Source organism: Pontibacter vulgaris (genome assembly GCF_022758145.1).
GTDB classification, from domain to species: domain Bacteria; phylum Bacteroidota; class Bacteroidia; order Cytophagales; family Hymenobacteraceae; genus Pontibacter; species Pontibacter vulgaris.
Window position 1 is genome coordinate 164,263 of sequence record NZ_JAJVDH010000007.1, and the last position, 22,070, is coordinate 186,332.

The following is a 22,070-nucleotide window of genomic DNA, read 5'->3' on the forward strand; positions in this document are numbered from 1 at the left end:
ATGAAAAAGTTACTATACCTCTGTTTTGCTACTGCATTATTTACAGGCTGCAGCTCTGAGCAGCCAGCCGAATCTACGGTAGCAGAAAAGCCGCAGGAAACGAACCTGGTGCAGCTAACCGCAGCCCAGATGAAGAATGCAGGTGTGGCTACCGGAAAGGCCGAAGAGAAGCAGATCGCATCGGTGCTGCTGGTAAACGGCATAATGGAAGCGCCACCGCAAAGTATGGTTTCGGTGAGCGTGCCTTTGGGCGGCTACCTGAAAAAGACCAGCCTATTGCCCGGCATGCACCTTAAAAAAGGCCAGCTGATGGCAGAACTTGAAGACCAGGCTTACATACAACTGCAACAGGATTACCTTACCGCCAAAGCCAGACTTGGTTACCTGAGCCGGGAATATAACCGACAGCGCGAACTGAACCAAAGCAAAGCCACCAGCGACAAAGTATACCAGCAAACCCAGTCCGAGTACCACAGCCAGCAGGTAATGCTGAAAGCCCTTGGCGAAAAGCTGCGCATGGTTGGCATTAACCCAAACCGACTCACACAAAATAACCTGACCCGTACTTTAAGGCTCTATTCCCCTATTGACGGTTACGTGACCAAAGTAAATGTGAATGTCGGCAAGTATGTAGTGCCTACCGATGTGCTATTTGAACTCGTAGACCCGCGCGACCTGCACCTGATGCTCACCGTTTTTGAAAAGGACCTGGACAAACTGGAGATCGGGCAGCAAATACTGGCTTACCGCGCCAACCAACCAGAGAAAAAGTATCCCGGAAAGATCATCTACATTGGCAAAGACGTAACCAACGACCGTGCTGTAGAAGTGCACTGTCACCTGGAAAAACAGGACCCGTCGCTGGTGCCCGGTATGTTTATGAATGCCGAGATCGAAGTGCAAAGCAAAAAAGCCTATACCTTGCCCGAAGATGCCATTGTGCGTTATGGTAATAAACAGTATGTATTCGCTGCCCGGGATAGTGGCGTATTTGAGATGATGGAAGCACAGGCAGGTACTTCAGAGCATGGTTTTACAGCCCTGGTGCCCAGCCAAAGTATAAAACCCGAAATCCAGACCTATGTAACCCGCGGAGCTTACACCCTGCTCATGAAACTGAAGAACAAGGAAGAAGAATAAACTATACTTTAAAAAAATTCCCGCACATGGCCGCTATCGATTCCAAAGCTCATAAAAAATATACTGACAGTTTACAGACAGAAGTTGACGCTGCATTCCTGTACAGTAGAATTGCTGCTGCCGAAGAAGTACCGGCCATAGCAAAAATGTTTCGGGAGTTGGGCGAAATTGAGCAGGAGCATGTTACCAAAATGACTGAAAAGTTACTCCGGGATGGAATAAAGATCACGGTGCCGCCTCCTTCCTGGCGTGCCCGTACCCTCGACCGCGTTGGCAAAATACTGGGATACGGATATATAATTGGTGTGCTGATGGACACAGAAAAAAGTATAACGGCAGCCCAACTTGCTCAGAAAGAAAAAAACCACATACCCGTTTCCGGCGACGAAGCCAACCATGTAAAAATTCTGCAGGCATTACTAAGCAGCAAAAGCAAAGTATCTGGTGAGCATATTTCCCGGATCGAGGGCAAACACAGGAGTATAGGTGGCAATGCACTAAGGGCTGCTGTGCTGGGTGCAAACGATGGCCTGGTTTCTAATATGAGCCTTGTAATGGGCGTGGCCGGCGCCACCGACGGGCAGAGTGGCGTGTTGCTGGCAGGTATGGCTGGTTTGCTTGCAGGAGCTTTGTCGATGGCGCTCGGCGAATGGATTTCAGTAAAGAGCTCGCAGGAGCTGTATGAGCGACAGATGGCCCTCGAAATGCTGGAGATAGAGACTAACCCCGAAGGCGAAATGCGCGAACTTGCCCTGATCTATATTGCAAAAGGCATACCCGAGGCTCAGGCGCACCAAATGGCTGCCGCTGCCATACAAGACACCGAACATGCCCACGAAGTCCTGGTTAAAGAGGAACTCGGCATTAACACCGAAGAATTGAAAGGCTCTGCCTGGGAAGCTGCCATTACTTCCTTTCTGCTGTTTGCCATCGGGGCTATACTTCCGGTCATCCCGTTCTTTTATACTTCGGGGTACATGGCCATAGGCCAAAGCCTGGCTTTCAGCACAATAGGCTTGTTTGTCATAGGAGCTGCTATCACACTTTTTACCGGCAAAAGTATCTGGTTCTCGGGCTTCCGGCAGGTACTTTTCGGGTTGGCGGCTGCGGCAACTACTTATGTTATCGGTAAACTTATCGGGGTAAGTATAGCTGGTTAATTTTCAAAGTATAAAGCCATTCAACTGCTGATAATTACAGGTCGTATGAGTTAGTATGAAGGGCTTAGGCCGAACAATATGGCACCTGCTTGCGCTGCTCTCGGTTAAGGTAGTTACACTCAGCCTTCTTTTTCTTGTCTGCCTATCGCTTACCTATTCCATCGTGCACGATGTTTTTACAGACAGCGATACCGGCTTCGATACCAGGATGTTTGCCTTTGCCGACCGGTTTGCTTCACCGGGCATGACGCGATTTATGCATTATATTTCTTTTTTAGGCTCTGATGAATACCTGATCGTTTTACCCGCACTTATTGTACTGATCTTTTCGTTTTACAAAGGTCTGCGCTGGCATAGCCTGCGGGTGCTCTTAATTTCATTTATCAGCTCTATACTTAACCAGTTACTCAAACTATACTTCGAGCGCCCACGCCCGCCCTTAACCCCAGTAATTGTTTCGGGCTTGAGCTTTCCTAGCGGTCACGCCATGATCGGAGGTGTTTTCCATGGCCTGCTTATCTATATTGTTATCACCACTGTGCAAAGCAAACTATGGCGTTGGCTGCTGTCGATACTACTTACTATGGTTGTGCTACTGGTTGGCTTTAGCCGTATTTATTTAAGAGTACATTATGCTACCGATGTTGTGGCTGGTTATACCATGGGCATGATCTGGCTTATGATCTCTTTATATATTCTTTCAGTAATCGAAAAAATCTACCTCACAAAGTATAAATAAGGCTCCTGCTGTTGCTTGAAGTATACATTCAGACCTGTAGCTGTTACCAACCTCACCATAATATTGCTCTGCCAATGACCTTTCATAAACCTTGTTCTTGCATTAAAATAACAATCCACAACTCCACAGCAGTGCTACGCACAATAACTATACAAAAAAAATTATATAGCAGTCCATCCTAGATTGGTCAAATCCGTAAAGGCATACCGAAGAAACTCTAACTAATTGCACTATCGCAACAGCTAAACATATCGGTATCACCATTCTGAAAGTGCTTATGTGGCTACTTATTGCAGTAGTTGCATTGGTAGTGATCATCGTTATTGCCCTTCAGTTTCCGAAGGTACAGAATATGGCTGCGCATAAAGGGGCTTCCTATTTATCCAAGACTTTAAAAACCGAGGTCAGGATTGGTAGCTTTACTACCGACTGGCGTAATGCCCTGGTACTAAAGGATGTATATATTGAAGATCAGCAACAGGATACGCTCTGGTACAGCGAGCGGCTGGGCGCAGATATGAAAATCCTGTCGTTGCTGAAAGGTGAGGTAAATGTAAGCAAACTTGACCTACAGAATGCCACTGCCAAAATGCATATTCGCCCGGACAGCAGTACCAACTATGATTTTATACTTAATGCTTTTGCTACCGATACAGCCACTGCACAACCTACCGATTCTACCGCCAGCGCTCTGAAAATCAGCCTTGATCTGATTAACCTGGAAAATGTGTATGTAAACTTTAACGATGAACTGGGTGGAAACCATATCCGGACGCGTGTGGGACAACTGATGACCACCATGGATGAACTGGATCTGGATGCTGAGAAATACCTGGTAGATGAAATTGAGTTGCGCAATACCTGGGTTGATTATGTACAGACAAAACTACCTCCCGACACTTCTGCCGCTGAGCCTTTAACCATGCAGTTTGGCCTGAACCGGGTAGAGCTGGAAAACCTGAAGGTAAACTATGTGAACCGAGTAGCCGAGCAGCGCATAAACCTGAACCTGGGAAAATCTGAGCTAGTAGCAGATAACATTGACCTGCCCAACGCCCGCATCGATCTTAAAAGTTTTGACCTGCAGAACTCCACCATCGTTTACGCCCAGGACAAGTATAAACCCTCCGACTCACTGGCTGTAAACCCTGAACGCACTGCCGAAGAACTTGACAAAGCAGTGGAAAAAACAAAAGGCAAACCCGTGAACTGGGTAATGAACCTGGATAAAATGGACGTATCGGGTGTGGATGTTGCCTTTGATAATTTTAATACGCCAAAGCTGAAACGTGGCATGGATTATGACCACCTGCGGTTCAGGGAAATTGAAATTGATGCCGCATCTATACTTTATAGTCTCAGCAAAATGAAGCTGGATGTTAATCAGTTAAAATTAAAAGAGCAAAGTGGCTTTAAAGTTGAAAATCTGCAGGCAGTAATAAATGTAGATACTACCCGCGCCAGCCTCAGCGACCTGAACCTGAAAACCGGTCATAGCCAGATAAACAAAGAACTGGCCGTGCGCTATCCATCTTTACAGGCCGTATCCGAAAACCCCGACCTGCTTGCACTGGACCTCGACATTGAGAACAGCCGCATAGGCATGCAGGATATTTTATACTTTGCCCCCGATATGGCTGGCAACCCATCGTTCCGTAAAATTGCCAACTCTACCCTGCGCGTAGACGGGCAGGCCAAAGGCCGGTTGGATAACCTGACCATTCCGCGGCTACAGATTGCAGGTTTGCAAGGCACCAACGTAAACGTGAGCGGCAACATCCGGAACATGCTGGAGCCTGAAAAATTATACTTAAACCTGGACATTAACCGGCTTGCTACCACCCGTACCGATATCCTGGCGCTTACGCCTGCCGGAACGCTGCCTCCCAACATCAGAATACCTAACTCCCTGAGCATGGCCGGAACCTACCGTGGCAGCCTTACTGCTTTTGATGCCACTGCCGATATCAGAAGTTCCGTGGGTAATGTAGAGGCGGTAGTAAACATGGATCCGGGGCCAAAAGGGTCTGAACCATTTAACGCCACGCTTACCACCAACCGATTAGATGTAAGCAAACTGCTCACAGATAGTTTGGGAGTAGGCATCGTATCGATGTCGGCAACTATAAAAGGCGCCGGACTTACACCGGAAACCATGCGTGCACAAACAAAGGCACAGATTCAGGAGCTAAATTATAACAACTATACTTACCATAACATCGGTTTGGATGCCACTATTAACCGGAACCTGTATACCGTAGCAGCTAGGTCACGAGACCAGAACCTGAACTTTAACCTGAACGGCGACTTTAACCTACGCAACAGCAAACAGCCAAACTATAATTTCGCCCTCGACCTGGGTGGTGCCGATCTGAAAAAACTAAACTTTTACGGCGAAGAGCTGGGCCTGCAGGGCCGTATTACTGGTAACTTTACAGGGGCAGATGCAGGTTCGCTAAGCGGAAAAATGGAGATGCGCCAGTTTCTTGTTCGCCACAACCAGAAAACGTTTCCTATCGATTCTCTGCTCCTGACACTGGATCAGCGTGGCGGCGGTATGGCTATAACTATACTTTCGGATGCCATGGATGCTGAAATGCGTTTTGCCAACTCCATGGCTTCATTGCCAACTGCTTTGCAGAAACACTTTTCGAACTACTTCGACCTGCAACCTGATCCACCCTACCCTGCCGACCTGAGCCTGGGCGACTTTGCATTTGAAATTGGCCTGAAGCGCACCGACCTGATTACATCCTTTGTTCCAGGACTAATGGAGTTTCAGCCTACTGGCCCGCTAACAGGAACTTATGACCGTGAAACACAAGCCCTTAAAATGGATGGCGCCTTCAGCACCATAAAGTATACCGATTATACTTTAAAAGACCTTGCCCTGCAGTTCCGCGGCGACCGTAACCAGATTGGCTATACGATAGGCTTAGGTAACGTAACATCTCCATCCTTCAGAGCAAAAAATGTATCGCTGATTGGTGCAGCCCGCGACAACGACCTGACCATGCGCCTGGCAGTGGCCGAGAACAATGGTCAGGAACGTTTTGTACTTGGTGGATTGCTGAACAGTATTGGAAGGGGTTATCGCTTCGTTTTCAATCCTGATCAACTGGTTATCAATCACGATCAGTGGCGCGTTTCGCCGGATAACTACCTGCAGTTCGATACCAACCTTTTATATGCACACAATATCCGGCTGGAGCGCAACAACAGTTTTATAGCACTAAACAGCACCGGGCCGGTAACATCTTCCGCTCCTATGCAGGTACAGTTCGGAAATTTCGAGATCGGATATCTGATGGAGTCGTTTCAGCAACAGGACAGCCTGATGGCTGGAACTATAAACGGTGTTGCAACACTGCGTAATATAATGTCGGGCAGCCCCGGCTTTAATTCTGATTTAACAGTAACCAACTTTGCCTATATGGGCAACCCGATAGGCAATATTGCCCTGAAGGCCAACACAGCTGCCAACAACCGCTACAACGTGAATGCAGCACTCACCGGCAACGGCAACCAGATGCTGGTTACCGGTTTTTACGAAGCCCAGCCTACGGCCAGCCTGCTCAACCTGAACGCCGACATTAACAGCCTGAATATAGCCGCGCTTGAAGGGTTTATGCAAGGTATGGTAAAAGACATGAAAGGCTCAGCAAATGGCAATCTCCGCATCACAGGCACCTTAGAAGACCCGAATATTAACGGACAACTTAATTTTAACCAGGCGCAGTTTAACCTAGCCATGCTGAATGCGGTGTACCGCCTGCAAAACGAACGACTTCTGTTCAATGACCAAGGTATCAACTTCCCGAACTTCACACTCACCGACTCCCTCAACAACCCGATGGAGATAAACGGGAACATTTATACAAAAGACTACACAGATTATCGCTTTGACCTGCGCGCCAACACCAACAATTTCCTGGCCATGAACTCCACTGCAAAAGATAACGACCTGTATTATGGTACCCTGCGCATAGCTGCTGACGCAACTATAACCGGCGATATGGCCCGGCCGGAAATTGATGCCAGAGTAAGAGTACTGGATAATTCTGCTTTTACGGCTGTAGTGCCAGCCGATGAGGCAGGCGCTGCCGAACGGAAGGGTATTGTAGAATTTGTGGACCTAAGCGATTCGCTGAACGTGATACTGAAAAGAGGATTGGAAGAGCAGGCTGAGCAAACAGGCTTTGTAGGAGCAGATATAGAGGTAGAAATAACTGTAACTGATAATACCCCGATCACCATTGTTATGGATCCGATTACAGGCGACCACCTTATTGTAAAAGGAGCAACATCACCGCTCATTTTTGCCATGACACCTAGCGGCCAGATGAATATGACCGGCCGTTATGATATTACCGAAGGCCAGTATAAAATGGCTTTCTACGACATTGTTACACGAGAACTGGATATTGCCAAAGGCAGCTACATTGCCTGGGAAGGCGACCCGATGCAGGCTGATATTGCTATAACTGCTATTTACAAAGTGGAAACGGCTCCGCTCGAGCTCGTGTCCTCGGAATTAGGGTCACTGGAGCAGGCCGAACAAAACCGGTACCGCACTCAATTGCCATTTCAGGTTTATGTGAAGGTACAGGGCGAAATGCTGAAGCCTGAAATTGGTTTTGATATACAGTTACCGGAACGCAACCGCGACGCATTTGATGGCCAGATAGAATCAAAACTGATGACACTGCGCCAGGATGATGCTGAGATGAACAAACAGGTATTCTCGCTACTGGTGCTGGGACGTTTTATGGCTCCGGACCCGCTGCAAAGCTCCGGGGGTGGCTTTGCCTCTACCGCCCGCAACTCCCTAAGCCAGGTAATGAGCGACCAGCTTAGCAACCTGACCCAACGCTATGCCGGTGGTTTGGGTCTTGAAGTTGGCGTCAATTCTTACGAGGATTACTCTTCAGGCTCAGCGGAAGGACGTACCGACCTGGATGTGGCAGTTCGCCAGCAATTCCTAAACGACCGCCTGACAGTACGTGTTGGTAGCGCCATCGGGCTGGAAGGAAAAGGTGCATCGCAGACTGGCAGTGCAACCGGTGGTTTTGGCGGAGATATTTCCGTTGAATATTCGCTTACACCAGATGGCCGCCTGCGGGTGCGTGGTTTCCAGCGCGACAGGTATGAAGACTTTATAGAAGGAGATGTGCGTGAAACCGGCCTCTCGCTCATTTTCGTACGCGACTACGACAATTTCTCTGACCTCTTCCGCAGCCTTGAATCCAGGAAAGCACGCAAGCTGGCCCGCCGCGAAGAAGAAATGCAGAAAATACGAAACAACCAATAGACACCCGATGCCTGTATGCTGAAATCTATACTTCGTAAACCGCTACCTCAAACTCTGCTACTGTGCCTGTCTATACTTATACTGCAGGGTTGCAGCAGCACTAAAAGTGTACCTGAAGGCGATGCCCTGTTTACCGGTTTTAAGGTTGAAGTAAAAGGCGAAAAAAATAAAAAGCAGAAAGCAAGTATAACTACAGAACTGGGCAACACCGTAAGGCCAAAACCTAATGCCTCTATACTTGGCCTGCGCCCGAAACTCTGGATCTATAACGCTGTCGGCCCTACAAAAAAAGAAAAAGGATTAAAGCACTTCATAAAAAATAAGCTCGGCGAAGCCCCTGTGCTGCTGTCGCAGGTAGATACGAATAGAGTAGGTGGCGTAATGAGCTCCAGGCTGCACAACCGCGGCTATTTCGATAATGAAGTAGAAAGCGCGACCAAGGTTAAAAAGAAAATGGCCACCATTACCTGGACTGCCACTGTAGAGCCTCCTTACCGCTTACGCAATATCAAATTCCCGGAAGATGACTCTTTAAAAGTAAACGCACGTATCCGGGAAACCAAAGCCGAATCACTATTAAAACCGGGCGATATTTATAACCTGCAGAACATGGTGTTGGAACGCGAGCGCATTGATCAGCAACTAAAAAATAAAGGCTACTATTATTTTGGCCCCGATCTCTTGCTTTTCAGCGTGGATACTACAGTAGGTAACCGCCAGGCCGATGTGATGCTGCGTGTAAAAAAAGGCTCGCCGGTAAGAGCGTTGCAGTCTTTTAACCTGGAGGATATTTACATTTTTGCCAATTACTCGCTCGCCGACAGTTTATCTACCAGCGACACCATCCGTTATGAGAAGTATTATTACATACCCAACGAAAACTATGTAAAAGCCAGGCACCTGCTAAAAGGAGTTTTCCTGGTACAAGACAGCTTATACTCGCGCCAGAATCACTTACTTACTACCAGCCGCCTGATGGAGTTAGGAGCCTACAAATACGCCAACATCCGTTATGTGCCTGATACAGCCGATCAGGGTAAACTCGATGCCTTCATCTACCTCACGCCCAGTCTGAAAAAATCATTGCGCGTAGAGGCACAGATGGTAAGCAAATCGAACAACTTTGCCGGGCCGGGCATAACAGCCTCGTTCAGAAACCGCAACGCATTTAAAGGCTCCGAATTACTAACTCTTAACCTTACAGGTAGTTTTGAGAGCCAGGTTGGCGGCCGCACCACTACAAGTGATACTCCTGAAGATAAGCAAACCCAGAACCTGACATCTTACGAATTAACAGCCCAGAGCACACTAACATTTCCGAGGGTACTGGCACCTTTTAAAGTAAGTAACCTTCGCTCAGAATTTGCCCCGAATACCCGTATCACAGCCGGTTATAGTTTCCTGAACAGGGTACAGTTTTTCCAGATGAACTCATACAATTTAACTTACGGCTACAACTGGCGCCCCCGCAGAGCTATAACCCACGAAATAACACCCATAAACGTGCAATATGTGCGGCTGGGCAGGGTAACACCCGAGTTTGCAAAGCGGTTACAGGAAAACACATTTTTGCAGCGCAGCTTTGAGAACCAGTTTATACTTGGCTCCATGTACCAATTTACTTTGAACACGCAACCATTTACAGAACGCGTGCACCAGTTCTATAATAACTTTAACATAGATGTATCCGGTAACCTGGCCAATGCCGCACAAACGCTCTTAGGTTATGAAAAACCTACCGACGAAGCACCACGCACTATTATAAACCAGGCATACTCGCAGTATACCCGTCTTGAGAATGATTTCCGCTATTACTTCAACTTTAATAAGCAAACCCAGTTAGCAACCCGTTTAATTGCCGGTGTGGGTAAACCTTACGGCAACTCCAGTACGCTGCCTTATGTGAAACAATTTACAATTGGCGGCCCTAACAGCATCAGGGCATTCAGGGCGCGCAGCCTGGGGCCGGGCACGTATGATGTACCAGATGAGCAAGCTTTTTCTTACTTCGACCAGACCGGCGATATTAAACTGGAAGCCAACATAGAATACCGTTTCCCGATAACCGGCTTTTTCAGAGGTGCCCTTTTTGTGGATGCAGGTAACATCTGGCTACTCGAAGATTATACAAACCCGGAAGGTATAATTGAAAAGCCGGGAGGCAAGTTTAACGCTGGAAACCTGTTTAGCGAGCTGGCTATCGGCACCGGTTTTGGCCTGCGTGTAGATGTGGAGTTTTTCGTAATCCGTTTCGATTTTGGCATACCGGTACAGAACCCAAGCCTGCCTGAAGGCCAGCGAAATGTACTGGGCAATTTTAAACCCCGCTTAAGAGGCGAAGATGGAATGGTGTTGAATATTGCTATTGGTTATCCATTTTAAGGAAATGAAGATCGTTGTGTTATTAATGCAGCAATTTTATACTTTAAAGCAAGTTCAGCCTTCCCAAATGCATAGCTTATAAAGTATAGCTTACTTAAATAGGCAACAGTAAAAAATAAAGTATAAAGTATAAACTATTAGCAAACTATAAACCTAGCAGTAACAACCCGGCTTTATCAAAAGTAGGTTATTTATACTTTCCTATTTTCTTCTTACCTTTTCAGAACTGTATAATCATACTTTTGCCAGGCCATGACCGCTCACCCTTGTATCCGGACACTTTTACTTATCATATTTATACTTTCTGCAGGTAGTCTTTCAGCCCAAACCAAAAGCACCGATAAGTATATATTGTTAAAACCGGATCGTGTTTTTGATGGCGAACGCATGCAAGAAGGCTGGCAGGTACTTGTAAAAAACGACAAAATAGAAGCCGCCGGCTCAGGTATAAATGTACCCTCGCAAACACAGGTTATTGAGCTTAAAGGCACCACCCTTTTGCCGGGTTTGATTGAAGGCCATAGCCACCTTTTTCTGCACCCCTACAACGAAACCGCCTGGAACGATCAGGTTTTGAAAGAATCGAGAGCAGAAAGAATTGCCCGCGCTACCGTGCATGCCGAAAAAACCCTAATGGCTGGCTTTACCACTGTGCGCGACCTCGGAACAGAAGGCGCCGGTTTTGATGATGTGGGTTTAAAGCAGGCCATCGAGAAAAACATTATACCTGGCCCGCGCATGCTCGTTGCCACCAAAGCCATTGTAGCTACAGGAAGTTATGGCCCTAAAGAATTGAGCTATGAGATAGATACACCAATCGGGGCTGCTGAAGCCGACGGAACTGATGCGCTGATCAAAGAAGTCCGTACCCAGATTGGAAAAGGTGCCGATATTATAAAAGTATACGCCGATTATAGATGGGGCACTAAAAAGGAAGCACAGCCTACTTTTACAGTAGATGAATTGAAAACAATTGTAGAAGTAGCAGGCAGCAGTGGCCGACCAGTTGTGGCGCATGCCTCTACTGCAGAAGGTATGAAACGAGCTGCCCTGGCCGGAGTATCCACCATCGAACACGGCGACGATGCCACACCGGAAGTATACCGCCTGATGAAAAAACACAACGTAGCTTTCTGTCCTACCCTGGCTGCCGGCGACGCCACTTCCCAGTACCGCGGCTGGAAAAAAGGCAGTGATCCGGAACCAGAACGCATTAAGGCAAAACGGAAAAGTTTTGCAGAAGCGCTTAAAGCTGATGTTACGATAGTGATGGGTGGCGATGTTGGTGTCTTTACACACGGCGACAATGCCCGCGAAATGGAAATGATGGTAGATTATGGCATGAAACCCTTACAAGTGCTCCGTTCCGCCACTTCCGTAAACGCCGATGTTTTCAGAATTGGTGATTCAGTTGGTAGAATTAAAACCGGTTTACTGGCAGATATTATTGCAGTGGAAGGCGATCCTTCCAAAACTATTTCTGATGTACGGAATGTGAAGTTGGTGATGAAAGGCGGCACTGTATACAAGCAATAGGTTTTATACCTGGTAGAAAATTATCAAAATTCAGAAGTATAAGTAGAAATAACAGACAGACCCGTTTTAAGGTGAACAATTGTTGATTTATACTTCTAAGATCCAACTCTCTCCTGTTATGTAGATGACAATAATACGTTCAGATAATATTCTTCTTTTAATAAAGGAGATTTTATAAACGTTTGAGCTAGAAAATATAAAACTGTAAAACTTTTAAGCAAAAGTGTAAAACTTTAATGCTAGTTATTGTTTTACTTTGTACCTGCTAACGTATAGCACCAAAACATGAAACTATACCGCCAGATTTTATTGCTTGCCCTTACGCTGCTGGTGTTTGTCTCCTCGACAGGCATCTCGGTTGGCATGCATTTGTGTGGTGGTGAGTTGCGTGATATTGCCTTTTTCGGTGCTGAGGCCGATTGCCCGATGGAGCAGCAGAAAGAAAAGCTGCCTGCCTGCCACAAAGTACCTGCTTCTGATGATAAGGCTAAAGATTGCTGCGACGACCATACCCTGGTTTTTGAACACGCTGATGCTACCTCAGATTCAAAAGCACTTATACTTACAAAAGCCTTAGACCTGAAATTTGTAGCTGCTTTTAAAGCAGTTATACTTCAGTTCTTTGCACCTGAGACTGATCTCAAACCAACTTACGCGCTCTACGAGTCGCCCCCTATTGCCCGGGACATTCCTGTTCTCGTGCAGTCATTCCTGCTATAACCTTACAGATTCCTGATGCCAACATTTGGCTGACCTAGCTGTGTCTTTTCCTAAAGATATGGACTGCTCAGGCTATACTTCATACTTCGGCATCAAGCTATACCTGCCACTTTCCTGTGGCTCCTCAATTTCCTGTTAAGGTTATACTTATACTTACATGATTGCGAAATTAATTTCTTTTTCGCTCCGTAACCGTTTCATTGTGCTGCTTATTTCTGCGGCACTGTTCGGCTGGGGCTTATATTCGGTGCAGACAAACAAGGTGGACGCTATCCCCGATCTGTCCGAAAACCAGGTGATCGTCTTTACCGAATGGATGGGCCGCAGCCCACAGATCATCGAAGACCAGATCACCTACCCGCTTGTGACCAACCTGCAGGGCCTGCCCGAGGTGAAGTATGTGCGCGGCAGTTCGATGTTCGGCATGAGCTTTATCTATGTCATTTTTGAAGACGAGACCGATGTATACTGGGCCCGTGAGCGGGTGCTGGAGCGCCTGAGCTCTGTTGGCAACATGCTGCCTGAAGGCGTTGCTCCTACCCTTGGCCCGGACGGTACGGGCGTAGGCCACATCCTATGGTATACTTTAGACGCTCCAGGCATGGACCTGGGCGAGCAACGCGCCCTGCAGGACTGGTATGTGAAATTCGGTTTGCAGAACGTGAAAGGTGTGAGCGAAGTAGCCTCCTTCGGCGGCTTCCAGAAGCAATACCAGATCACCCTTGATCCCAATAAACTTACATACTATAAGCTTTCCGTGCCGCAGGTTATCCAGTCCATTCGGGCCAATAACAACGAAGCCGGCGGCCGCAAATTCGAGCTTTCCGATATCGGTTACATCATCAAAACTTCGGGCTACCTTCAGTCGGCGGAAGAGATCCAGAACATTGCCATCACTACCAACAACACCATTCCGGTGCGGGTGCGCGATGTGGCCTCGGTGCAGATGACGGGCGAAAGCCGCCTGGGTATTTTTGATGTAAACGGCGAAGGCGAAGCGGTTGGCGGCATTGTAGTGATGCGCTACGGCGAGAACGCCGATGAGGTGATCGACAATGTGAAAGTGAAGATGGAGGAAGTCGCCAAAGGTCTTCCGAAAGGTGTGAAATTCAACATTGTCTACGACCGCAGCGGCTTGATCAACGAGTCGATAGATTCCATCAGAACTACCCTTATAGAGGAAATGCTGGTAGCTTCGGCAATTGTATTCCTGTTCCTATTCCACTGGCGCAGTGCTCTGGTTATACTTATCCAGCTGCCGCTCTCGGTTGCCATCGGTTTTATACTTCTCAATGCCTTCGGTATTTCATCCAACATCATGTCGCTAACCGGTATTGCCCTGTCAATCGGTGTGATCGTTGACGACGCCATTGTGATGGTAGAGAATGCCTACCGGCATTTAGCGGATGCTCAGAAAGGGAAAAAATGGATGGAAGAAGAGTAATGTGATTGAGCTATACCTATGTCATTTCGAGCTCAGCGAGAAATCTGATACAGAATACATTCAGATCTCTCCTATCGTCGAGATGACATAAGAAAATTCACTCAAACACTCATTCAAAATTGAATCAACATGAAATTATCAAAAGAAGATAGAATCCGGATCATTGAGAAGGCTGCCAAGCAGGTGGGGCCGAGCGTATTCTGGAGTACCATAATCGTGATCACGTCTTTCCTGCCGGTGTTCCTGCTCACGGGCCAGGAGGGCAAGCTGTTTGGTCCGCTGGCATGGACGAAGACATTTATACTTATTGTGGATGCCATTGTGGCTATCACACTTACGCCTGTGCTGATCTCCTTTTTCCTGAAAGGGAAATTCAAGGAAGAGACAGCTAACCCTATTAACCGCGCACTGGAACGTGTGTATGGGCCTTTGCTGCGTTGGTGCCTGAACTGGCGCAAAACAACTATAGGAGTGAATATACTTGCCCTACTGGTAGCTATCCCTATGCTCTTTAGTTTGGGAACTGAATTTATGCCGCCGCTGGACGAAGGCTCTATCCTGTTCATGCCGGTAACGCTGCCCGATATTTCCAATGCCGAAGCCAAGCGCATTCTGCAGGTGCAGGACAAGATCATCAAATCGGTGCCGGAAGTAGAAAGCGTGTTGGGCAAAGCCGGTCGTGCCAGCACCGCCACCGACAACTCCCCTATCAGTATGATTGAAACCATCATCATGCTGAAACCGCAGTCGGAATGGCGAGAAGGTATAACCAAACAGGATATCATCCGCGAACTCGATACCAAGCTACAGATTCCTGGTGTGGTGAACGGCTGGACACAACCGATCATCAACCGCATAAACATGCTGGCCACCGGTATCCGTACCGATGTAGGCGTTAAAGTATACGGCCAGAACCTGGACTCTATTGCAGCGGTGTCGGAAAAGGTTAGAACGGCGCTGCGTGATGTACCGGGTGTGAATGACCTGTACGTAGAACCGATCACAGGTGGTAAGTACCTCGAAATTGACATTAACCGCGAATCTCTGAGCCGCTATGGACTGACGGTAGATGACGTGAACATGATCGTGGAATCTGCTTTGGGTGGAACGCCAATTGGAAACACCATCGAAGGTCGTCAGCGCTTTAGTATTAACGTACGTCTGGCGCAGGAGTACCGCAACAGCGTGGAGCGCATTCAGCGCATTCCGATCCAGACGGCTTCTGCGGGTACCATTCCGCTTTCTTCGGTGGCTACGGTTGGTTTTACAGATGGTCCACCCATGATCACTTCCGAAAATGCGCAGCTGCGCGGAGCCGTACTCTTCAACGTGCGCGACCGCGACCTTGGCAGTACTGTAAAGGAAGCCATGGAGAAGATAAGCAACGAAGTAACAGGTATACCAAACGGCTATTACCTGGATTGGAGTGGCCAGTGGGAAAACCAGGTACGCGCTACCCAGACGCTGCAGCTTATCATTCCGCTGGTGGTAGTAATTATCTTCCTGATCTTATACTTCTCTTTTAACTCCCTGAAAGAAGCTTTCTTCAGTTTGGTAACTATACCGTTCGCGCTCATCGGCGGCGTGTTCATCGTCTACTTTTATGGCGTGAATTTGTCGGTGGCTGTGGCAGTAGGCTTTATCGCACTGTTCGGTATGGCCATTGAAACGGGTATGCTGATGGTGGTGTACCTGAATGAAGCCATGAAAGAGCTGGTAGAACTTAAAGGCAACTCCCACGAAACCATTACCAAACAGGACATCCGCGACTTTGTATTTAAAGGTGCAGTGAAGCGCCTGCGTCCGAAGATCATGACGGTATCAGTTTCTCTTTTCGGTCTGATTCCGGTGCTCTGGGCAACGGGTGTGGGTACCGATGTAATGTTACCGATCGTGCTTCCGCTGATCGGAGGCGTATTTACCTCTTCCATCCACATCCTGCTGGTTACGCCGGTGGTGTTTGAAATGGTGAAAGAATATGAATTAAAGAAACACGGCAAACTGGATATCTACGATGTTAAGCATTAAGAAATATAACATACATATTCCTCTCCCCGGAGGGGTCAAAGGTGGGTTAATGGTAGCTATACTTTATACCTTAATTATACTTCCCACACAGGCCCAGCAAACCATGAACCTGGACAGCGTACTGCAGCGGATAAGCAAAAACAATCCCATGCTGCAGATGTACGAATCGAGATCTAAAGCTATGGATGCTTATACCGAAGGCGCTAAAAGCTGGATGACACCTATGGTAGGTGGCGGTGTTTTCATGTATCCTTATCCGGGAGCTGAAGTGATGGAAGACCGCGACAAGGGCTCGATCATGGTTTCGGCGGAGCAGGATGTGCCCAACCCGGTAAAGCTGCGGGCCAAGGAAAAGTACATGAAATCCAGGGCTGGCATTGAGCTAGCGGCAAAGGATGTAACCTACAACCAGCTGCGCGCTGAGGCCAAAACCGCTTACTACAATTGGGTGGTGCTGGAGAAACAGATGGCAGTGCTGAAAGATAACGAGCGCATTATGGAGTTCATGCTGAAGCTGGCCCGAATCCGCTACCCCTACAGCCAGGGCAAACTGGGCAGCATTTACAAGGCGGAGGCCAGGCTGCACGAAGTGAAGAACATGCAGCTGATGACGGCCAACCAGATCGAACAGCAGAACGTGCAGCTCAATACCCTGATGAATCTGCCTAAAGACCAGAAGTATAAAATTGACACCACGATAACCATACCGGAACCTGCCATACTTGCTGTAGATACTACCTACCTGACCGGTGCCCGCAGCGACGTGCGCCAGCTCGACAGAACCATCGAATCGATGCAGCTCAATGTGCAGATGGAGAAACTGGAACGATTACCGGACTTTAAACTGCGCTTCGACCACATGTACCCGCGCGACCCAATGATGCCGCAGCAGTTCACGGCGATGGGCATGATCTCGATACCGATCGCGCCCTGGTCGTCGAAGATGTACAAGGCCAACACCAAAGCCATGAACCTGGAGATACAAAGCATGCAGCGCGAGCGCGAATCTATCCTGAACGAAGCACAAGGTATGGCCCGCAACATGGCCCTGGAGCTGAACACCATGCGCCAGCAGGCAGACAACTATCACAACAAGATCATTCCGGCTTTTAAAAAGAACTACGATGTGACCATGCTGGCTTACGAGCAAAACAACGCCGATCTGCCTTTGGTGATCGATGCCTGGGAGTCGCTGAACATGGCTCAGATGGAGTACCTGAAGATCCTTCAGTCGCTCTTCCAGATGACCGTGAACTACGAAAAAGAGATAGAGAGATAAATTAATTATGAATTACTGACTTTTGAATAACTGAATGAATTCCTTATTTCTTATTCAATTATTCAGTCATTCATTCATTCAAAATTAGATCATGAAACGATACCTGAACATACTTTTCCTGGCGCTGGCTATACTGATGGCGGCCTGCAAAGGGGAAGACCATAACCATGCAGCAGGCGCTACGGAGTATACCTGCCCGATGCACCCTCAGATCGTGCAGGACAAGCCCGGCACCTGCCCTATCTGCGGCATGGACCTGGTGCCAAAAGCGGTGCATGGCGATGGCGTGGAGATAACCGAAGACCTGGCTTTCCTGCTGAAACCTACCAACAGCACCGTAGTCGCCAGCATTGCCACTACCAAACCGGAGCAGAAAACGGCAGAGGCAAGTATAAAAATGGATGGCATTATCACCTATGATCCGCGCAGGGTGTACTCGGTGCCGGCACGCGTGGGTGGGCGCATTGAGAAGCTGTTTGTGAAGTATAATTTCCAGCCGATCCGCAAAGGACAGAAGCTGATGGAAATATACAGCCCGGACCTGATCACAGCACAGAAAGAACTTTTATACTTAGTACAGTCGGCTCCGGAAGATAAGCAATTGATACAGGCTGCCAGACAGAAACTGCAGTACCTCGGTGCTACCAACGAGCAGATCAACCGCCTTATTAGCCGCGGCGAAGAGAGCTATACTTTTGCGCTTTACAGTCCTTATGACGGCTACGTGATAGACCTGAATGCAACTGCTCCGGCAGCCACGGCAAGTATGGCAGCGCCCCCCGCAGCAGCCAGTGCAGGAGGCGGTATGGACGTGATGGGCGGAGGCAATGCAGCCGCAGCCACTACACCACCCGCAACTCCAGCCGGACAAGCTATACAATTGCGTGAAGGCATGTATGTAACGGTTGGTCAGCCGTTGGTGCGCGTAGTAAATGCAGAGCAGCTATGGGCTGAATTTAATGTGCCTGCCGGCGAGATGAGTTCCCTTTCTAAAGGCTCTCCTGTAGTGATCTCGTTCCCGCAGTTGCCGGGCGAAAAACTGGAAGCAAAAGTAGATTTCTTTCAGCCGTTTTTTGATGAAGGCGAGAACTTTGCCAAAGTGCGGGTATACCTGCCACGTGACAACAAACAGGTGATGGTAGGCCAGCTGGTGAGCGCCGAAGCCACTTATAAAACGGCAGCTGCATTATGGGTACCAAAAGCAGCTGTGCTGGATATCGGAACAAAAACCGTTGCTTTCAAGAAAGTAGATGGCGTATTTGAGCCAGTAGCCGTTACCACAGGCGCAGGTGCAGGTAATGAGATCCAGATCACATCAGGCCTGAAACAGACAGATGTGATCGCCACCAACGCACAGTTCCTGGTAGACAGCGAAAGCTTTATTAAGGTTAGTAATTGAATAACTGACTTATGAATGACTGAATAATTCAAAATCTTATTCAGTCATTCAATTATTCAAAATTCAAAATTAAACATGAAACGATACATAAACATACTTTTCCTGCTGGTTGCTATACTTGTAGCGGCCTGCTCTGCAGAAGAAAAATCACATGCAGAGGGTGAAAAGCCAACCTATACCTGCCCGATGCACCCGCAAATTGTGCAGAATGAACCCGGCACCTGCCCTATCTGCTTCATGGACCTGGTGCCGGTTACGCAGTCAGGAAAAGAGAACGGGGAGCTTATGCTGAGCGAGAGTCAGATCGCGCTGGGCAACATCAAAACCAAACGCGTTAAGTCAGGCTCTGTGGGCAGCAATGCTATACTTACCGGTAAGCTGGTGCTCGACGAAACCCAGACCGATGTGATCAGCAGTCGCGCCGCCGGACGAATTGAAAAACTATACCTGAAAGAAAGCGGACAAACTATAAAAAAAGGCCAGCCACTATACGAACTATACTCTGAAGAACTCCTGACGCTGCAACGCGAGTACCTGCTGGCTTTGGCGCAAAACCGTGAATTAGGGAAAGAAAACCCGCGCTTTGCTTCGTTTCTGGAAGCTGCCAAAAAGAAGCTTCTACTTTACGGCTTAACCGAAGGCCAGATCCGCAATCTTGCCAGAACAGGACAGGTTAGTCCAAGAATTACGTTTGTAGCCCCTGCAGGTGGTGTGGTAACGGAAGTAGCCGCTGCCGAAGGACAATATGTAGCAGAAGGGGGCGTGCTTTATCGCTTGGGAAAACTGGGCAAGATATGGGTAGAGGCCGAGCTGTATCCGCAGGAAGTTCCCAACGTGAAAGAAGGCGACGAGATCAAGGTATCGGTAGAAGGTTTTGGCCAGGAGCCGGTAACGGCAAAAGTTACTTTCATCAGCCCCGAGTTCAGGGCGGGTAGCCAGGTAGCCATACTTCGTGCCGAGCTGCCAAACCCGAACAACCAGTACTTACCGGGCATGCAGGCTAACGTTATACTTCCTTCAGATACGGGTTCATCGCTTACCTTGCCTACCGACGCCGTAATCCGCGACGAAAAAGGTGCGCATGTTTGGGTGCAGTCGGGTAAGGATACGTTCAAAGCCCGAATGGTTACGCTTGGCGAAGAAAGCGCTGATAATGTAGCTATACTTTCCGGTCTTAAGGAAAACGACAAAGTGGTGGTATCGGGCGCATACCTGCTGTATAGTGAGTTCGTGCTCAAAAAAGGCGTAGACCCGATGGCCGGCCATCAGCATTAATTTATACTTTGACTATTGGAAATAACCCACCACTGCCCCTCCGAGGAGGGATTTATACTTGCTCCTAATAGAAAAAGGGAAATAATAATGCAGGTTACTATTCCCCTCCTCGGAGGGGTTAGGGGTGGGTAAATCAATATCAGAAATATACTTGTATAGTTAATATGAAAGACTGCTGCAAAACAGGCGATGAAGAACCTAAAAGCAAATGGAGTAAATGGTGGAAGGTCATAGTTATTTCTGCCGTGGTACTGGCCATACTTATTGTACTTATGAATCAAATCAATTTTTAACTTTATACTTTATTCCAAAACATGAAAAACATCATGAAGAAAACGTTTGTAGCTGCTGCCCTTGCAGCGTTTGTACTGACCTCCTGTGGAGAGAACAAGCAGGAAACTACCGGTAACGATCATGCTCAGCACGAAGGCATGGAGCATGCTGACAGCGCCTCTGTAGAACCTACAACAACAGCAGTGGTAGTTGAAGTACCTGATTATTCGTCGGCTGCTGCTCCCGTAAAATCTCAGTTGGAGGCGATAGTAAGCGATTATATGAAGGTTAAAGATGGTCTTGTAGCTTCAAATGCACAGAATGCGCAAACTGGAGCAAAAGCTATACTTGCCGCAGCCGAAAAAGTTGATGTATCAGCACTGGGTGAAGAGCAAAAAACCTTTGCAGAAGAAAAACTTGGTGAGGTAAAGCAAAGCGCATCTAAAATAGCAGAATCTGCAGACCTGGCAGCACAACGCGGACAACTAGAGTTGCTTTCTGAAGCTACTTTTGCACTGGCAAAAGCTTTTGGTGTATCTAGCCAGACACTGTACTACCAGCATTGCCCGATGGCTAACAACGATCAGGGTGCTTACTGGTTAAGTACTGATTCTAAAATCAGAAACCCTTACTTTGGCGATGCTATGCTTACCTGCGGTAGCAACGAAGAAATATACACTAAGAAGTAATTATATTGAACCTAATGCAAAAGAGGCACCTGTAATCCAGGTGCCTCTTTCTTTTTATAAGCTGTAGGCAATAAACCAATAGCCTGGTTCAACCAAAAGAGGCGCACTTTAATGGTACGCCTCTTTTGGTTATAATCTTATTTGCCAGAAAGCTTTTAACTATGGCAGTTATTTTATTAAACTCAAGTATGAACTGTTTATACCAATAGAAATAGAATTATACTTAAAAACCTGGTTAAGGAGATTAAGTAATTAATTTAAGCAACGGCGTTTTCCCTGTACACTTCTTTGTAAACAGGCACCGGGTTAAGCTCCACCACTGCCGGATTCTTAAGTTGCTGGAAAAGCCTCTGAGATTTCACATGCAGCGAAAACATATCATACGTATTCTTAAGCGTTTCAAAACTACGTCCTTCCAGTATACCATTAACGCCTTTTTTTGTCAAAGCTGAAATCAGAATTTTATCTTCTATTAAAAGGCTATCTATCACGATACCTCCTTTTATAAAAGAACATGCCAGCTTATTTTGCTGCATCTTATAAACCATGGCATTGCTGTTTCGCAAACCCTGTTGAAGTTTAATTAATTCGTTCATAATTCATACTATTCATTCAGGAAACGAAGGTAAAAAGCTTATAGTTCAACTCAAAACAATTATAAAATAAATTTATTTATTACCATTATATTGCAGTTA

The 22,070-nt window shown here is 47.5% G+C and carries 14 protein-coding genes; 13 read left to right on the top strand and 1 reads right to left on the bottom strand.

The window, feature by feature from the left end; translation table 11 throughout:
- The 13 genes from LWP20_RS16490 to LWP20_RS16550 all read left to right on the top strand — a co-directional run bounded on the left by LWP20_RS16490 (position 1) and on the right by LWP20_RS16550 (position 21,375).
- Positions 1 to 1,140, top strand: a complete 1,140-nt coding sequence (locus LWP20_RS16490; protein ID WP_242929277.1) for an efflux RND transporter periplasmic adaptor subunit — start codon at positions 1 to 3, stop codon at positions 1,138 to 1,140.
- Between the two features lie 26 nt (positions 1,141 to 1,166).
- Positions 1,167 to 2,300 (top strand): VIT1/CCC1 transporter family protein, encoded by a 1,134-nt coding sequence (locus LWP20_RS16495; RefSeq protein ID WP_242929278.1) that lies wholly within the window; start codon positions 1,167 to 1,169, stop codon positions 2,298 to 2,300.
- Positions 2,301 to 2,355: 55 nt separating this feature from the next.
- Positions 2,356 to 3,039, top strand: coding sequence for a phosphatase PAP2 family protein (locus LWP20_RS16500; protein WP_242929279.1), 684 nt, complete (start codon positions 2,356 to 2,358; stop codon positions 3,037 to 3,039).
- 277 nt (positions 3,040 to 3,316) lie between these two features.
- Complete coding sequence (locus tag LWP20_RS16505; protein ID WP_242929280.1) at positions 3,317 to 8,350, top strand: translocation/assembly module TamB domain-containing protein; 5,034 nt, start codon at positions 3,317 to 3,319, stop codon at positions 8,348 to 8,350.
- Between the two features lie 15 nt (positions 8,351 to 8,365).
- Complete coding sequence (tamL, locus tag LWP20_RS16510; protein ID WP_242929281.1) at positions 8,366 to 10,732, top strand: translocation and assembly module lipoprotein TamL; 2,367 nt, start codon at positions 8,366 to 8,368, stop codon at positions 10,730 to 10,732.
- Between the two features lie 252 nt (positions 10,733 to 10,984).
- Positions 10,985 to 12,268, top strand: coding sequence for a metal-dependent hydrolase family protein (locus tag LWP20_RS16515; RefSeq protein ID WP_242929282.1), 1,284 nt, complete (start codon positions 10,985 to 10,987; stop codon positions 12,266 to 12,268).
- 285 nt (positions 12,269 to 12,553) lie between these two features.
- Positions 12,554 to 12,988 (top strand): HYC_CC_PP family protein, encoded by a 435-nt coding sequence (locus LWP20_RS16520; protein ID WP_242929283.1) that lies wholly within the window; start codon positions 12,554 to 12,556, stop codon positions 12,986 to 12,988.
- A 157-nt stretch (positions 12,989 to 13,145) separates the two neighbouring features.
- Positions 13,146 to 14,432, top strand: coding sequence for an efflux RND transporter permease subunit (locus tag LWP20_RS16525; protein WP_242929284.1), 1,287 nt, complete (start codon positions 13,146 to 13,148; stop codon positions 14,430 to 14,432).
- A 129-nt stretch (positions 14,433 to 14,561) separates the two neighbouring features.
- The gene (locus tag LWP20_RS16530) at positions 14,562 to 16,460 is read left to right on the top strand and encodes an efflux RND transporter permease subunit (protein ID WP_242929285.1); all 1,899 of its coding nucleotides are present in this window, start codon (positions 14,562 to 14,564) and stop codon (positions 16,458 to 16,460) included.
- A 49-nt stretch (positions 16,461 to 16,509) separates the two neighbouring features.
- The gene (locus LWP20_RS16535; RefSeq protein ID WP_242929286.1) at positions 16,510 to 17,739 is read left to right on the top strand and encodes a TolC family protein; all 1,230 of its coding nucleotides are present in this window, start codon (positions 16,510 to 16,512) and stop codon (positions 17,737 to 17,739) included.
- 91 nt (positions 17,740 to 17,830) lie between these two features.
- On the top strand, positions 17,831 to 19,138 hold the full coding sequence (locus LWP20_RS16540) for a heavy metal-binding domain-containing protein (RefSeq protein ID WP_242929287.1): 1,308 nt from the start codon (positions 17,831 to 17,833) through the stop codon (positions 19,136 to 19,138).
- Positions 19,139 to 19,213: 75 nt separating this feature from the next.
- On the top strand, positions 19,214 to 20,413 hold the full coding sequence (locus LWP20_RS16545) for an efflux RND transporter periplasmic adaptor subunit (protein WP_242929288.1): 1,200 nt from the start codon (positions 19,214 to 19,216) through the stop codon (positions 20,411 to 20,413).
- Positions 20,414 to 20,727: 314 nt separating this feature from the next.
- Positions 20,728 to 21,375 carry a DUF3347 domain-containing protein gene (locus tag LWP20_RS16550; protein ID WP_242929289.1) on the top strand — a complete coding sequence of 216 codons (648 nt, stop codon included), beginning with the start codon at positions 20,728 to 20,730 and terminating at the stop codon, positions 21,373 to 21,375.
- A 257-nt stretch (positions 21,376 to 21,632) separates the two neighbouring features.
- On the opposite strand, the gene LWP20_RS16555 is transcribed toward LWP20_RS16550, so the two are convergent.
- Positions 21,633 to 21,971: a hypothetical protein gene (locus LWP20_RS16555; RefSeq protein WP_242929290.1), complete on the bottom strand. Its 339-nt coding sequence runs from the start codon at positions 21,969 to 21,971 to the stop codon at positions 21,633 to 21,635.
- Between the last annotated feature and the right edge of the window lie 99 nt (positions 21,972 to 22,070).

Excerpts from the sequence above, each read along its gene's own strand:
- LWP20_RS16490 (WP_242929277.1), top strand. The coding sequence starts at position 1 with ATGAAAAAGTTACTATACCTCTGTTTTGCTACTGCATTATTTACAGGC.
- LWP20_RS16495 (WP_242929278.1), top strand. The coding sequence starts at position 1,167 with ATGGCCGCTATCGATTCCAAAGCTCATAAAAAATATACTGACAGTTTA.
- LWP20_RS16500 (WP_242929279.1), top strand. The coding sequence starts at position 2,356 with ATGAAGGGCTTAGGCCGAACAATATGGCACCTGCTTGCGCTGCTCTCG.
- LWP20_RS16505 (WP_242929280.1), top strand. The coding sequence starts at position 3,317 with ATGTGGCTACTTATTGCAGTAGTTGCATTGGTAGTGATCATCGTTATT.
- tamL (WP_242929281.1), top strand. The coding sequence starts at position 8,366 with ATGCTGAAATCTATACTTCGTAAACCGCTACCTCAAACTCTGCTACTG.
- LWP20_RS16515 (WP_242929282.1), top strand. The coding sequence starts at position 10,985 with ATGACCGCTCACCCTTGTATCCGGACACTTTTACTTATCATATTTATA.
- LWP20_RS16520 (WP_242929283.1), top strand. The coding sequence starts at position 12,554 with ATGAAACTATACCGCCAGATTTTATTGCTTGCCCTTACGCTGCTGGTG.
- LWP20_RS16525 (WP_242929284.1), top strand. The coding sequence starts at position 13,146 with ATGATTGCGAAATTAATTTCTTTTTCGCTCCGTAACCGTTTCATTGTG.
- LWP20_RS16530 (WP_242929285.1), top strand. The coding sequence starts at position 14,562 with ATGAAATTATCAAAAGAAGATAGAATCCGGATCATTGAGAAGGCTGCC.
- LWP20_RS16535 (WP_242929286.1), top strand. The coding sequence starts at position 16,510 with ATGGTAGCTATACTTTATACCTTAATTATACTTCCCACACAGGCCCAG.
- LWP20_RS16540 (WP_242929287.1), top strand. The coding sequence starts at position 17,831 with ATGAAACGATACCTGAACATACTTTTCCTGGCGCTGGCTATACTGATG.
- LWP20_RS16545 (WP_242929288.1), top strand. The coding sequence starts at position 19,214 with ATGAAACGATACATAAACATACTTTTCCTGCTGGTTGCTATACTTGTA.
- LWP20_RS16550 (WP_242929289.1), top strand. The coding sequence starts at position 20,728 with ATGAAAAACATCATGAAGAAAACGTTTGTAGCTGCTGCCCTTGCAGCG.
- LWP20_RS16555 (WP_242929290.1), bottom strand. The coding sequence starts at position 21,971 with ATGAACGAATTAATTAAACTTCAACAGGGTTTGCGAAACAGCAATGCC.